Origin of the sequence: Streptomyces sp. RKAG293 (genome assembly GCF_023701745.1) — a bacterium.
GTDB lineage: Bacteria > Actinomycetota > Actinomycetes > Streptomycetales > Streptomycetaceae > Actinacidiphila.
In genome coordinates this window covers 1-13,967 of the sequence record NZ_JAJOZB010000002.1, presented here as the reverse complement: position 1 = coordinate 13,967, position 13,967 = coordinate 1, and the positions used below count along the sequence as shown (strand labels likewise).

Here is a 13,967-nt window from a genome sequence, read left to right as displayed (position 1 = left end):
GTCAGCGCGCCGAGGAGGACGGAACGGTTGTGGGGACCGGGGCCAGTGCGGGGACGGGGGCGGCGTTCAGCGCGGTGATCTCCCAGCGGCCGGCCCGCGCGGTCAGGCTCAGCGCGTAGGACAGCGGCGTGCGGGTGCCGTCGCCGCCGGTGGCCCGCACCGTCACCAGCACGTCCTGCCGGGTGCCGTCGTCCGGCACGCGCGATCCAGCCGTGTCCCCATCGGCTCCGAGGCCTGCGGCGGCGATCTGGTCGACGGCCACCGCGGTGTACGGGGCCGGGGTGATGCCGGTCATCTGCACCCCCGGGGTGAGGAAGCGCGTCAGATCACCGCCGGCCAGATAGGCGGTCAGGAACTGGCCGACGGTCTGCACCCGCACGTCACTGGCGGCTGCGGACTTCATCACCCCGTACTCCAGTTGCGGGGCTGCGGCTTGCCCGGGGGCGGCGACCTCGGCCGGGGCGGCCAGCGCGCTGTAGCCGAACGGCACTCCGGCCGCTGACTCTCCGCTGGAGGCGAGAGCGACCTGGAAGTACCGCACCCCGGGACCTGCCGCAGCCGGTGTCCCCGCGGTGCCGGTCGTGGTCGGGCGCGCATCGGGCTCGATGACCCGCGCGCCGACGGTCACCGACCACAGGCCGCCACCCAGGGCAATCGTCCGCACGGCCGCGATCTGGGTCACCTGCCGACGGCCCGGCGCCCCTTCGAAGTTCACCGACCGGGCACCGGGCCAAAAGGCCGCCAACGCCGACTGGTCACCCTCGCCGGCAGACACGTACTGCGTGACGAACAGTTCGGCGAACCCCGCCGGGCCCGTCCCCGCCGGAGCTGGCGCACTGGGCTGCACCGCTGCCGAGGGCACGGTGCTGCCGGCCGATGCGGGAATGGACAACAGCGCTCCGACACCGAGCAGCGGACCGGCTACGATCACGGCCCAGGCCGCCCACCGTGCCAGCGCGGCCCGGTTCGCAGCCGCTCCGCTGGTCATCGACCAGCCGCCGACTACCGGCGACGCGTCCCACTCGGCTTCCCCGACCACTCCCTCTTCGACCCACTCGGGGTCGACCACGCGCTCGCTGCGCCGCCACCGCCGGCTCATGAGCAGGCCTCCCCGCTCCGGCCGCCCCGGGTCAGTTCCGCGATCCGCGCCCGCACGACCTCGGACGGCAGCATCTGCAACTGCGCGTACGAAGCCAGTGCCTGTGTCGCATCAGCCAGATACGCCTGCACCGCGGTGACCGTGTCCGGCGCGAACGGCTCACGGACCAGCGCCACCGCTGCCCGCGTCGCGAGCTTGCGGGCCGCCACCAGCTGCCGCTCCTGCTCCGTCGGCACACCCTGTTCCCCACTGCGATCTTGTTCCGACCCTGTAGCCACCCCGGCCGCCTCTCCTGTGTGATGTGTCCTGGCGCCGGCCGATCCGCCGCCAGAGGTCAGCACGTTCCTGCCGCCGCGATGCGGCAGCCCGGTGCTCATGCGGTCTGCTCCAGCCAGCTCTCCGACACCTGCCGCAACTGGTTCACCACCCGCGAGCGACGCTTGCGCCACGCCGCAGGGCGCACACCTGCCCGTCGGGCCGCCAGCTCGTCCGGCACCGCTGCTTCCTGGTAGTGGTCCGTGACGGCCATGACGCCCGCGGTGTCCACCGCACGCTCGGACAGCGCCCACACCAAGAGCCCGATCACTTCGCCACGGGAGCCGACCAAATCTTCTGGAGCGCAGGCCAACCCCGGCAGGCCGCTGACTGCTGCGGCGGCAGCCAACTCCATGCGCACCGCCCATTCCTCCGGCTCCTGGTCGGTGGCGCCGCTGACATGACGCGCGTCGTCCAGGGGCGCGCGGTCGGCAAAAGGAAGCCAGGGTGCGTCCCCTTGGAGCTCCCGGTGGGAGATTCGCACCGTGTCCATCAGGAGGTTCGCCGCGATCTTGGCGGGTCGTCGGTGCAGCGGGTACTGCCGCACCACTTCGAACAGCGCCGTCACGACGATGTGGATGACCTCGGGATAGGGGCGGTCGCCCCGCTGCATGCGGCTAGCGGTGCTGCATGCTCCGGCCAACATCGCCTGCATGACCACGCGGGTCGCCAACTGCCCCGTCTCACCGGGACCGATGGCATGGTGCAGCAGCGCACCCATCCACCGGTCGGTGTGCTTGCGCCCGAGGCGGAGGTCACGGCGCTTGAGCTCACGCAGCAGCGCTGTGAGATCAGACGGTGCCTCGTCCGGCGCGAACACCCCAGCGTCGATGAGCCAACCGATCACCGTCGTCCCATTCGAAGCATCGGCGGACAGCACCGACCATTCGGCGTTCAATCGGTCGACGGCGTTGTCGGTGCGGATCACGGCACGGCCCCTTTCGGTTCATGTGCCGTGAACTCTCCTCACCACCCCTTGCACTCTTCCTTGCAAAAATCGCTGTTTTTGCAGGTCAAGCGGTTGCACTTTTGGAATCACCCGCACGGTCGAGCTGGGTGCAACCGGGCAAGCGGTTGCACCCAGCTTGACCGTGCGGGGAGAGCGCCAGGACAGGGCGCGCGTGCATGTCGACGGCCCCTGAGGACTCGCCTGGGCAGCTCGTCGAACGCGCTCTGCTGCGGGTGCGCGCGAAGAAGGCATGGCTGGCGGCAGGTACAGGCATCGGATCGGCTCAGGTCCCCGTCCGGGGGCGGTCGCCACGTCTTCGCTGCGGGAGAGGGATCGATCACGCAGGCTGGGCGGACTTCAGGCAGAGCGGGGCCTGGCCGGAAACGTAAGCGGCCGGCGCCCACTTCCGCCGAGGCGGGTGGCAAGGGCGCCGGCCAACCGAAAACACACACTCCGCGGGAGAACCCGAGAGGCGGTCTCGTCCTCGAGTCTAGCTGCCCGACACGGTGCTGGGTGCGTGCATCCTTGCTGCGAATGACGTAAGAGGGGTATTGTTTTTTCGGTGGGGCGTTGTGGCAGCGCACCACCACCGAAAACACCTAACCGCAAGGAGACCCCCATGCCCGTCTACCGCACCCAGCACGACCACGAGGACCGAGTCCGGGAAATCGAGGCACCTGCCGTGGGCCACGCCGCCGCCCGGGCCGCAGTTCACCGAGCCCGACTGGCCTGGCCGACCACCGCCGCGGCCGCCACGGCCGAACTCGACCAGCTCGCCGCCGCGCTGGCCGACGCCGGCGTCATCGTGGAGCACGACGGCCAGGACCTCGTCCTGCCGAGTCTCACCAGCGGCCCGGAGCCGGCCGGCATCCGCGTGCACACCACGGGCCATGCCCCGCACGCCCTGTACGTCATTACCGCCGACGACCTGGCCCCGCTGACCCATGCCGGGGGAGTCCTCGTCTACCTCCAGCCGCTCATCGACGCCGCCACCCGCGGCTGCGAGGGATGCGGCGCCGACCCGAACGAGCTCTGCCTCCCGAACTGCGTGCCCAACCCCTCAACCACGTAACACCCGATCCGGGCGGGACGCCGACAACGGCGCTCCGCCCGCCCCGTGATGGAGAAGCCTCAAGATGATCCGCGCCGGCCGCCGCAAGTACGCGCAGACCATGGCCGACCTGGCCTCAGCGCTCGGCATGCCCCTGGGCACCTTCCGCAACAAGAAGCCCCACGCCCAAGAAGGCCACCCCGCCCCGATCAGCTCCCCGAATTCGCGGGCGCTGCTGTGGGACGCCGAGCAGACCAAGGCCTTCTACGCCGGCAAGCCCATCCCGCAGCTCCCGGCCGAGGACTGCGACGAGGACCTGCTGGACCGTCACGAGGCGGCAGCCGAGCTGGGGGTGTCACCGGCCAGCTGGAACAAGTACAAGCACGAGCCGAAGCTGGCCGAGCACGTCGTCCGGATCCCAGCGAGCAAGGCAGGCGAGGAAGGCACGGAGCACTGGCCGCGCCACATCGTCCGCGCCTTCAAGGCAGCACGCCCGGGCAAGGGCCAGTCACCCACCTCCGGTCGGCCCAAGGGCAGCGGCGACATGGTCCCGCGCGAAGAGATCCTGCCGCGCATCGCCGAGCTGCTCGACCTGGACCCGGCCGTCACCGCGGCCGCGGTCGTCGACGAGCTGAAGGTCGCCATGACCACCGCCATGAGCGGCCTGGCGCAACTGCGCGGCCGGCGCATCGCCGACGTCCTCGAGGCCGAACCACAGCTCACCGCCGAGGAAGCAGCCGAACAACTCGGCTACCCGGTAGTAGCCCGCCGGCGCGCTCTGGCGGTCGCTGCCGCCGAGCAGCGCGCCCGCCAGGTACGCCCGTACCTGCAGCGCGTTGCTGATGCACTGGCCGCAGCCGGCGCCGCGGATCCGATGGAGGTCGAGGTACAGCAGTTGCCTGGCGAGTACCTGGCGGTTGCCGTTCCGCTCAGCGTGGGCCAACCTGCACCGGCGCTGGTTTGGGACGAGCGATACGGGTGGCGTACCGCGACCAGCCGACGGCACCCGCTCGGCAAGGAATCTGGAACACCCCCCGAAGGCGAGGGGATCCGGTACCTCGGCAGCGGCCTGCAGCCGCGGCCGGACGAACTGCTCGATGCACTGGGTGACGGACGCAAGGGCTCCAAGGGGCCCAAGGTCCGCGCAGTCTGAGGAGACGCAGTCTTCCGCTGGTCGAATGAGCGCGGCGGGCCCGGCGGTGCAACGCTGCCGATCGGAGCTGCACGGCTGGTTTCGTCGCAGGTTTCACCAACGGGTCCACCGACGGGTCTATCCACGGGTCCACCGACGGTTTCGCGCTTGGTTTCGTCCAAGGTTTCGCCGTTGGTTACACCGCCCATTTTTCGAATCAGGCGTTTGCCCAGCTCACCCCATGAGTGCAACCGGCCCACCAGAGTTGACACCTCTTCCCGGTATACCCGGGAGAGGAATCTGTTTCCCTCCCCGCCGGGCGAGCGGTGCTCAGCACAGAAGCCACTACAGCCATTCCTACTTCCTGTCCTACCTCCTGCTCTGCTGCTCCTCTCCGTCGGCGCCGGCCGGGCCCATCCGGGACTTCGGAACCGGGAAGAGCCGCCGTGTGAACGGCAGTCGCGGATGTAGAACTGATCCTCGTGTCAGCGATGACCGAGCTGTTGGCGACAGGCGCTGACGACAGCGGGATCCAAGCCGCTGTTCTTTGCCCAGGAGCAGACGATCCCGCTGTCGTAGGTGGCGTTCGGATGCTGGGTCGCCGTCCCGCGCCGCGTGTGCGACCGAGGAGCAGCCTGGACCGGGCGGCGCGCCGGACGGCTCGGGCGCTTCACCGTGCCTCGGTACGGGCGCGTGTCGGGGGTGCTGGGATGCGTGTGAACGGTTGGCCGAGCAGAGGTCGCCTCACGCGAGCTCCCGTCAATGGGTGACGCGCTACCGGGGCCGATCATGGCGAGTTCTGCGTGGAGGGGAGCCGGTACCGGCTCTGGCCAGGTCGCCGTAGCGGCAGGGGAGGCGCGGCCTGCCGGGACCAGGTCGCGGCCCGTCTTCGTGTTCAAGGGGGCTACTGAGGCGCAGCCTGCCGTAAGCAGTACTGCGGCAAGCGTGAGCGGAATGTATCGGCGCATCCGTCCACGGTTTCGCATGGAGGGCGAGTTGCAGCCTATGGCGCGCCTCATTCACGCCCACGAGTGAGCGAAATCGTTGTCAGCAAAAGCGGCTTGAGCAGGCGTTTCGCTGCTCCCTGTGATCTATATGCGATATAGTTGTCTTGTTGGTCGGTGGTGGCAGCCGGTCGGCGAAACCGAATCACACAACAGCCGCATCACGCAGGGAGACATCGTGTACCAGCCCGCCGCAGGTGACCGCATCATCGTCCGCCGCACCCCCGCCAAGAATGGCGGCAGCATGATCGGCACAGTCCTCGAAATCGTCACCATCGAAGGCGTCGAGCACATTCACTTCCAGAGCGACGACTACGGGCGGGCCTACCTCGGCACAAACGAGCAGCTTGCCGCGATCGGCTACACGCAGACCATCGAGCGACTCCCCAGCTGATCCGCCCGACGGACCGCCCCGACCCCCGCCTGTGGCGGGGGTCGTTTCCGTTCGGGGCGCTGGAGTGCTCGCCCGGAAGGCGGGTGCGGCACCGGTGGTGCGCAGTTGGGCTGGCGGGCTATCCACTGTGACGCAAGTAAGATATAGTTGTCTTGTTGGCGGGGATCCCCGCCATCCCCCACCCCCCATCAAGGGAGTCCCGCATGTCCATGGTCGCCAACGCCCACCGCCCCCCGCTCCAGGTCCTCACCGTGCGCGGCGAGCAGGTGACCGCAGTCCCGATGTCCCGCGCGGAACTCGCAGGCGAGGACTTGGGCTACCTGGGCCTGCCCGACGACTACACCGGGCTGCAGCCGCTGAAGGGGTGGAACGTCTACGACCACCAGGGCGACCACTTCGGACGCGTCTACGCCCGATCGACCGTCATGGTCGCGGAGTGGCTGGACACCTTTGTTCAGGGTGACTACGTCCTCGCCAAGTGGGGATGCCGCCGCCTCGCGCGTGCGATCGCTGAAATCCTGATCATCCGGGATGACGTGGTCGGCCCGATCGTCAGCGCCAACCACGCCCGGGCGGCCCAGTGGGCGACCGAGGCCGCGGCGGAGAACGCGCGCTACCAGCAGGAGCGCCGCGCCGCGCTGCGCGCCGCTTGACCGGGCGCGCTGGCCCGGCCCCGCCGGGCCAGCGCGCGGCACCCAACGGGGGTGGCGGTGGCAGCCACCCCCAACCGAGAACACCACACGAGAGGCGAGGAATCATGAGCACTGTCGACACTGCGACACGCAAGGTCTGGTGGACCGTCGCGGCCTGCGACCGCAACGGCCAGCCGGTGTACACCACTGCGCCCCTGGAGGCGGCCGACGCCGCGTCCCGCTGGTACAGCTACTGGGATGACAAGCCGTTCGTTGACCGGGTGGAACTGACCGAGCACGCCATCGACCGCACCGACCGCGCCATCACGTACGACGACCTTCCCGGGCCCGGCCGGGCCACCGCACCGCCGGAGCTGCCCGAGGGTGCGCACGCGGCGGAGCGCGTCTTCCGCTTCGATCGCGGCCCGGCCGTGCTGCCTACCGGCGACTGCGTCCGCAGGCACCATGCGTGGCTGATCGCGACGCAGCGGGACCGCATTGACCTGTCCACGCTGCGCCTGTTCGAGGTCACCCTCATCCGCTACGCGCGCCGCATCGAGCTGCACGACCTGGGAGCGAGCGCATGACGCGCCACGTTATCCAGTTCTCGGGCGGAGTCGGATCCTTCCTTGCCGCAGTCCGTGTCGCGGAGGAGTACGGCACCGCTGACATGACGCTCCTGATCGCCGACACCCGCGCCGAGGACGAGGACCTGTGGCGCTTCTCGGACGACGCAGCCGCCTTCCTGGGAGTGCCGCTGACCATCGTCCGCGACGGCCGCAACCCCTGGGAGGTCTTCCGGGACCAGCGCTTCCTGGGGAACGACCGACTGGCGCCCTGCACCACCATCCTCAAGCAGAAGCCGTGCCGCCGCTGGATGGAACAGCACGCGCCAGCGGACGACTCCATCGCATACGTCGGCATCGAACCCAATGACCACGACCGCCGCCGCATCCCTGCCATCGCCCGCAACTGGCAGCCCTGGCCGGTGCGCTTCCCCCTCGCCGACGGCCCGGACGCCACCAAGGAAGAGTTGCTGGCCGAAGTGCGCCGCCTCGGCGTCACGCCGCCCCGGCTCTACGAACTCGGCTTCTCCCACAACAACTGCGGGGGTGTCTGCGTACGAGCAGGACAACGCCAGTGGAAACACCTGCTGGCCACCCTCCCCGACCGGTACGCCCGAGCCGAGTCCGAAGAGAACGAGCTGCGCGACCAGCTCGGCGATGTGGCCATCCTCCGCGACCGCCGAGGCGGCACCAGCCGGCCCCTGCCACTGAGCGCCCTACGCGCCCGGGAGCAGCAGCTCTAACCGTCCGTCCCCCCGGGCCCGCTGCTGTCGCTGGCGGGCCCGGGCATGCGCGTGCCCACTTCGGCCACGCCGCGCCTGGTCGACGCGTACGCAGCGGGCCCGTCCCCAACGCCTCGCATCTGCGCGACCGTGCGAACTCCAGGATCAAGAAATACGCGGCGCGCCCTTCCCTCTCGTGATGAAAAATGGATATAGTTGTCTCGTTGGTTGGTGGTGGCAGCCATCCAACAACCGAACCGCACGCACCGAACGAGGAGATCCGCATGGCTCACATGGCAGGCACCCGAGGCGAGATCGACACCGAGAGCTCGGCGGTCGCCCGCCTCGAGTACAAGGGCCGCACGATCGAGACGCGCCCGGTAGCGGAGGACCAGGGCGAGGAATATCCCCGCGTGGCCTTCGCGATCAACGGTGAGTGGGACGTCGACGGCCGGCCCCAGTACGGAATGCCGGGGCAGTCCGCAGAGTCGGTCGTCAGCGACGCGAAGCGGTTGATCACCCAAGTTGACGGCACGTTCTCGCCGTATGTCCGCGCCTACTGGTACCAGCCCGGCACTGTGGAGCCGTGCCCGCGCACCAAGGGCGCCGCCTACGGGCAGCACATCAAGCCGGTTGGCGCCGTGTGCCCGGAGCTGCGCTGCGTCAAGGAAGCGCGGGTCAAGGCCCGCCGCGCGGCCCGCGCTACCGGCATCACCGCCTCATCCCTCTCCAACCTGCTGGCGCGCGGCGGATTCACTCGCGCCGAGCTCCGCTCGGATGGCACCGCGCGCAGCGAGGGGTTCAGCGCGGAGGGGGAGGACCATAACCGGCGGGTGGTCATCCTGTGGCGCGGTGCCGGCCCGGCCGACTCCCTCGCGGGAGAGCTGCCGCGGATCGCCGAACACTTGCAGGGAAAGGGCTTCCGGGTGGAGGTGTCGGTTTCCGGCCGCTACCTCGTCGTCTTTGCCCGGGGTGCCGGAGGTACGGGGGAGCGTGAATACACCCCGGGCGGGGCCGGAGTGGTCGTTGAACAGGTGGCCAGCGTTCCCGCGCCGAACGCGCAGGGCTGGCAGGTCCAGCTTGCCCGGCGTGAGCTCGCTGCCCGGACCGACATGGTCGACATCGAAGCGGACGACGATGGCGCGTTGGACGGATTCCAGGTCCTGGCCGACGGCCAGGGGGTGATGGTGCTCCGCGTCCAGCGGGGCGCGGACCCGCGCAAGGGAACCGCAGCTCGTGAACGGTGGGATGCGGCCCTGGATCAACTGGAAGCCGCGCTGGCCGAGGCTGGATTCACTCACCTGTCGCGCAACCGCGTGCGCGTCAGTGCCCGCGCTCCTCGCCCGCAGGCGGCGCCGACCATTGCCCGCGTCCAGGCCGTGGGTCGACCCGACGAGTTCACCGAGCGCGTCCGCTTCGCCGCCGCAGCCACGGACCAAGAGTCGGAGCACCCCTATGACCCGCGCCAGGTCGGCGGGGACGTGATCCTGCATGCCAACTTCGCTGGCGCGACCTTGTACGTCGTGGACGCTGCAGGTACTCACGTGGGGCGCGGATACCGCGACCGGGCGAGCGCGACCGAGGCTCTGGCCGACTGGTACGGCCTGCCTCTGCCGGTCCAGATCAACCATGAGCCGTCCCGGCGCGATTGGACGTAACGCCTGCGGTGAGCGCCGGCCCTCCCGTGCCGCCCGGCAGCCTGCGGACACTCCTCGACCCCCGCCTGTGGCGGGGGTCGTTTCCGTTCGGGGCGCAGCTCCCGAATGAGCCTCGGGACGGCCAGCGAATGCGGAAATTGATGGATGAAAAGGTCACGGCACGCACCAAATCATGACTTGAATGGGATATAGTTGTCTTGTTGGTCGGCGGTGGCAGTCGACCAACACCGAAGACACAATCCAACCCAGGAGAAACACCGTGGCGCTCGAAAACAACGGCCCGTACGAAATCGGCTGCTTCAGCACCCTGCACCCGAACCGACTCGTCAGCGAATCCATCGGCGCACCGGACATCCGCCGCAACCTCACCGAGCTGCTCCCTGGTCCCACCCCGTACGCCACCGTCCCGCTCGCCAACGGCGTGGAGATGCACTACCAGCCCAGCACTCCGGACGCGCCGAACCAGGTCGCGGCCGGTCTGGCCGAACTGTTCGGCTTCGACGGCCACAACATCCGGGGAGTCGTCCACTTCACCGGCAACAGCGCGGAGACGGACTGCGCGCCGGGCATGGACGACGAGACATTCCACTCCCTGTACGAAGGGCTGGCGGAGGTCTGTAACAGTCTCGACGTGCGCCTGTGGCGCCAATTCCGCCCGGATGACCTGGTCAGCGTCCGCTACGGCGACTTGGCGCAGGGCGACGTCTACTGGTTCGTGAACACGGCGCATCGTTTCATGGGATTCCGCGACTTCCCCGCCGACAGCCCGACTCTGCAGAGCATCCCCGATGCCCGGATCTTGTTCTGCGAGGACGGCTTCGAGATCACCGCCAGCGGCTCATTCACCGAAATCGCGGACCGTGCCCCGGCCGGGTACTGGCAGCGCACCGGAAACCAGCTGCTGCCCGACGGCCGGTGACCACCCCGGGGCGGCCGCCACACCGGCCGCCCCGGGCAGTGCCGTCCAGTACCTCCGCCCGCCGGCCCCGCTTCCTTTTCCTGGGGCCGGCCCATCCGCACAGGGAAGCCCCTCTATGAGCCACGCCAGCCCCAAGCACCCGTACGCCAACCTTGCCGAGTGGGACGCCGTGCGCGCCGCGACCCATGCCACGGGCCAGCGCATCGCCCACGTCATCGCCGACACCCTCCGGCTGCAGTTCCCCACCGCCGCCTACCTCGTCATGCACCGCTGCGACTACTCCGGGGACCTGTACCTGGACAGCGTCCGCGACGCGGACAACGTCAACGTCTGGGACTTCCGACAGGAAGGCGGCCCCGGGCGCAGCTACGCGCCGATTCCCACCGAACTCCCCCAGGGCGGCACGCTGCTCGCCGCCTGGGGCAGGCGCGACCCGACAAACCCCGCCCACCTCCAATTCCTGCTGCAGGAGCTCGACTGGGCCGGGTGCGGCTTCGACGTCCTGCCGGATGATCTCAACGGCGCAGCGGGTGCGGATGACCGGTGGGATGAGCCCAACTCGCCGGAGCTGTGCCTCCTGCTGTCCGACCAAGCGCGGCCCGCACGGTGGGACCATGACGCGCTGCGCCCTTACAGCGCCGTGCGTCCCTCCACCCGCACCTGACCATTCGCCTCACCGAGCCCCGACCTGGTCAACGACCCGCCCACCGTTGCGCCCGGAGCCTGCGCGGCCCCTCGACTGCCGACCGAAACCGTCGCAGTCCGAAGAGCCCCAACGCGCGGCCCGGGCGCTTCGGTGTGCGCCCACTGCCCCGCAGTGCGGAAGTCGCCGGCCTACCCGATGGAGCCCGTCACCCGGGGACGACCGGCGCACCACCCGGCAGGAACCTCCACGGGCCCCCTGGCGCCCGCCTGGCGGGTTCGTACTGACACAGCGGCAGCAGGGCGCAGCGACGCGGTAGTAGGCGACGTGCGGCGCGGTGAGGCTGCACACCCTTTCCCTCTCGGGCGGGGCACCGTGCAGCCCGCGCCGTCCGGCGGTACGAGTCCGCTGCGCTTCCCCGTACCGCCTCCCCGCGTGCCGGGCCTCCGCTGCGCTGCGGCCCGGACCGAGCGCTGCGCGCTCTCACGCGCTGCGGAAGGTGGCAGCCGGCCCCGGCGCGCTGCGCGCCCCGCCCCCTCGCTCCGCGCTGCCACCTCCCTTGCCCCCGACGCTTCGCGCCAGGGGGTGACGACACGCCCCGCACGGTGCCCCGCCCGAGAGGGACGAAACGGCATCTGACGTGGGAAAACAAAGCCGCGAAAGGTCCACGCGTCACTCCGATTTGTGACGCTTAGATGGTATAGTTGTCTTGTTGGTCGGCGGTGGCAGTCGACCACGAACCGAAAGCGCACCCTCCGATCAAAGGGGACATCTATGCCCGCGACCGCCATGGCAGTGGAGACCTTCGCACTGTGGGTCTCGCCCACCGGTAGGTTCCGCTTGCTCCACTGGGACACCGTCGCCACTCCGGACCGCGCGCTGTGTTGCACCACCGCGCGGCCGATTGACCTCACCACCCAGCTGATCATGTGGGTCGATGAGGACGCCCTCCTCCTCGACCAGCCGCTGAACGGCCCCGCCTGCGCGCTCCTGAGCACCTACCAGGCTTTGCCTAGCCCGTACTTCGGGGACATCGTCTTCACCGGCTCCACGGACGCCCAGGGCAACATCCTCGGACTGACCCAAGACCAGGCCCTCATGCTGGTTGACCGCTATCTCCAGCGGCCCGCGCTCCTGCCCCGGCCGCGACGCACCACATGAGCGCCCCCGCCACCCAGACGTTCACGGTCATCGGGCTGCGCATGGACGTCGACCTGAGCGAACTGCTCATCGCCGCGGTTCTGCCTGGCCCGGTCGCCGACGACGTCGTCTGCCTGCGCAGCAGCGAGGACGAGTTCACCCGGTGGGCCATGGAGTTCGACGCGACCGACGCCGATACCGCAGCAGCCAGCGCATACGCGCACTGCCAGAACGACCCCGACTGGGATTAGCCCGACCCGGGGCGCAGCCCACCGGCTGCGCCCCGGACCCAAGCGGCGGGGGAGTGGCACCCCCGCCGCCACCGAGAACCACACGAGAGCGAGCGACTCCATGGACCACCACTTCCTGCACGCAATGTTCCCGCGAGCGGTCGAGAACGCCGCCGCACTACTCAACAGCGTCCTTACCGCCGTCGGCGATGGGTGCCACACACTCACCGTCTCGATCCGCGCGCACTCCACGTCGGACGACTACTTCGTGTCCACGGTGCCGTTCTGCACCACGGGCGAGCGAATCACGGTCGACCAGGGCGAAACCGACCGCATCGTGACGCTGATGCTGGCGGGCCGTATCGGCGGCCTGGTCGTGCGCACCGCGACCGACAACGGCGCCCGCGTGTGCGGCTGGTACCTCCAGGACCACACCGCCATCCCGCTCAGCCGCGCCCAAATCTTCAACGCCTACTGCACCGACCCCGAGGGCGAGCCGATCCCGCCGGAACGCGGCGTGGAGTACGCCGAGGCACCGCCCCTGAACGTCTAGAACCCCCGGGGCGCAGCCGACCGGCTGCGCCCCGGCCCGGCGGCGGGGGAGTGGCACCCCCGCCGCACCGAAAACCCAACCTCTTGGAGAAGCAATGACCGACAATCCCCTGATGGGCGGCGCGGCCGATCACGACAGCCTCAGCGAAGACGCGATGCGCTGGACGGCCGAGCCAGCGCAGCCGGCCGATTCCCTCACCGAGCTCTTCGGCGACGTCATCCACGTCTATACGCGCTCCAGGGCGATCGCGGACGGCGCGCTGATCGAGGTTCCCGCAGCACTCGCCAGGGAGGCGGGACTCCCTCTATCCGTCGCGCTGACCGCTGCAGCCTGGGCCGACACTGTCGAGTGGAGCGACGAGGACACCGACCGCCAGACCGTCCAGGACGAGACCGGCCGCCTGTGGGACGTCCTGTGGATGACCAGCCTCAATCTCCGCCGCCGCGTCAGTCCCTCGATCCTCCGGTTCCCGGTGGAGCTGTACCGCGTCCCCCGCGACGGCCGCACCCGCACTGCCCGGAAGACACACGTCATTGCCGAGATCACCGGCGGTGACAACGGCGAACCGGTGCTCAACATCGCGCAGTACGACGAGGACTGACACCCGGCGGTAGCAACCCCTACGGCGCAGCGCTCCCTCCCCCTCTCGGGTCGGCGCGCTGCGCCGTCCACATTGCCCCTGGCGCTCCACGCGGCGGCGGCGAAACGACCTCGAGCAATGCCCCGCCCAGGGGGGCCAAATGGTCTGTGACCACGGGGAATTCGAGGAGAAAGGGGTCTGTCGCAACCCCAAATGTGGCCCGTGTGAGATATAGTTGTCTTGTTGGTCGGTGGTGGCAACCGGTCGGCAATCGAAAGCACACCCCCCAAATCGAGGGAGAGTCATGTCCAAGCAGAGCCCCAGCCCTGTCGCCGAGCGCGATCTGACGGCCGCGGCCCCGGGCCCGCTGCACGGCAATG

16 protein-coding genes are annotated in these 13,967 nt (G+C 69.6%); 13 read left to right on the top strand and 3 right to left on the bottom strand.

What is annotated here, in order from left to right:
• Position 1: 1 nt before the first annotated feature.
• The 3 genes from LNW72_RS40275 to LNW72_RS40265 all read right to left on the bottom strand — a co-directional run bounded on the left by LNW72_RS40275 (position 2) and on the right by LNW72_RS40265 (position 2,342).
• Positions 2–1,099, bottom strand: a complete 1,098-nt coding sequence (locus tag LNW72_RS40275; protein ID WP_250980515.1) for a conjugal transfer protein — start codon at positions 1,097–1,099, stop codon at positions 2–4.
• Positions 1,096–1,335: a hypothetical protein gene (locus LNW72_RS40270; protein WP_250980514.1), complete on the bottom strand. Its 240-nt coding sequence runs from the start codon at positions 1,333–1,335 to the stop codon at positions 1,096–1,098. Before LNW72_RS40270 ends, LNW72_RS40275 begins: the two co-directional genes overlap by 4 nt.
• A gap of 137 nt (positions 1,336–1,472) precedes the next feature.
• Positions 1,473–2,342 carry a hypothetical protein gene (locus LNW72_RS40265; protein ID WP_250980513.1) on the bottom strand — a complete coding sequence of 290 codons (870 nt, stop codon included), beginning with the start codon at positions 2,340–2,342 and terminating at the stop codon, positions 1,473–1,475.
• Between the two features lie 640 nt (positions 2,343–2,982).
• On the opposite strand from LNW72_RS40265, the gene LNW72_RS40260 reads away from it, so the two are divergent.
• From LNW72_RS40260 to LNW72_RS40200, 13 genes are all read left to right on the top strand, one after another.
• A complete protein-coding gene (locus LNW72_RS40260; protein ID WP_250980512.1) occupies positions 2,983–3,435 on the top strand; it encodes a hypothetical protein in 453 nt (150 codons plus the stop codon).
• A gap of 64 nt (positions 3,436–3,499) precedes the next feature.
• Complete coding sequence (locus LNW72_RS40255) at positions 3,500–4,567, top strand: DUF6292 family protein (RefSeq protein WP_250980511.1); 1,068 nt, start codon at positions 3,500–3,502, stop codon at positions 4,565–4,567.
• Positions 4,568–5,728: 1,161 nt separating this feature from the next.
• Complete coding sequence (locus LNW72_RS40250) at positions 5,729–5,944, top strand: hypothetical protein (protein ID WP_250980510.1); 216 nt, start codon at positions 5,729–5,731, stop codon at positions 5,942–5,944.
• 203 nt (positions 5,945–6,147) lie between these two features.
• Positions 6,148–6,597 carry a hypothetical protein gene (locus LNW72_RS40245; RefSeq protein ID WP_250980509.1) on the top strand — a complete coding sequence of 150 codons (450 nt, stop codon included), beginning with the start codon at positions 6,148–6,150 and terminating at the stop codon, positions 6,595–6,597.
• Between the two features lie 104 nt (positions 6,598–6,701).
• The gene (locus LNW72_RS40240; protein WP_250980508.1) at positions 6,702–7,163 is read left to right on the top strand and encodes a hypothetical protein; all 462 of its coding nucleotides are present in this window, start codon (positions 6,702–6,704) and stop codon (positions 7,161–7,163) included.
• Positions 7,160–7,885 (top strand): hypothetical protein, encoded by a 726-nt coding sequence (locus LNW72_RS40235; protein WP_250980507.1) that lies wholly within the window; start codon positions 7,160–7,162, stop codon positions 7,883–7,885. Before LNW72_RS40240 ends, LNW72_RS40235 begins: the two co-directional genes overlap by 4 nt.
• 263 nt (positions 7,886–8,148) lie before the next feature.
• Positions 8,149–9,522, top strand: a complete 1,374-nt coding sequence (locus LNW72_RS40230) for a hypothetical protein (RefSeq protein ID WP_250980506.1) — start codon at positions 8,149–8,151, stop codon at positions 9,520–9,522.
• Positions 9,523–9,781: 259 nt separating this feature from the next.
• Positions 9,782–10,441: a hypothetical protein gene (locus tag LNW72_RS40225; RefSeq protein WP_250980505.1), complete on the top strand. Its 660-nt coding sequence runs from the start codon at positions 9,782–9,784 to the stop codon at positions 10,439–10,441.
• Between the two features lie 115 nt (positions 10,442–10,556).
• Positions 10,557–11,105: a hypothetical protein gene (locus tag LNW72_RS40220; RefSeq protein ID WP_250980504.1), complete on the top strand. Its 549-nt coding sequence runs from the start codon at positions 10,557–10,559 to the stop codon at positions 11,103–11,105.
• A gap of 753 nt (positions 11,106–11,858) precedes the next feature.
• Entirely contained in the window at positions 11,859–12,245 is a 387-nt protein-coding gene (locus tag LNW72_RS40215; RefSeq protein WP_250980503.1) for a DUF3846 domain-containing protein, read from the top strand.
• Positions 12,242–12,475, top strand: coding sequence for a hypothetical protein (locus LNW72_RS40210; RefSeq protein WP_250980502.1), 234 nt, complete (start codon positions 12,242–12,244; stop codon positions 12,473–12,475). Before LNW72_RS40215 ends, LNW72_RS40210 begins: the two co-directional genes overlap by 4 nt.
• A 100-nt stretch (positions 12,476–12,575) precedes the next feature.
• Positions 12,576–13,007 carry a hypothetical protein gene (locus LNW72_RS40205; RefSeq protein WP_250980501.1) on the top strand — a complete coding sequence of 144 codons (432 nt, stop codon included), beginning with the start codon at positions 12,576–12,578 and terminating at the stop codon, positions 13,005–13,007.
• Between the two features lie 94 nt (positions 13,008–13,101).
• Entirely contained in the window at positions 13,102–13,608 is a 507-nt protein-coding gene (locus LNW72_RS40200; protein ID WP_250980500.1) for a DUF6573 family protein, read from the top strand.
• Positions 13,609–13,967 lie beyond the last annotated feature (359 nt).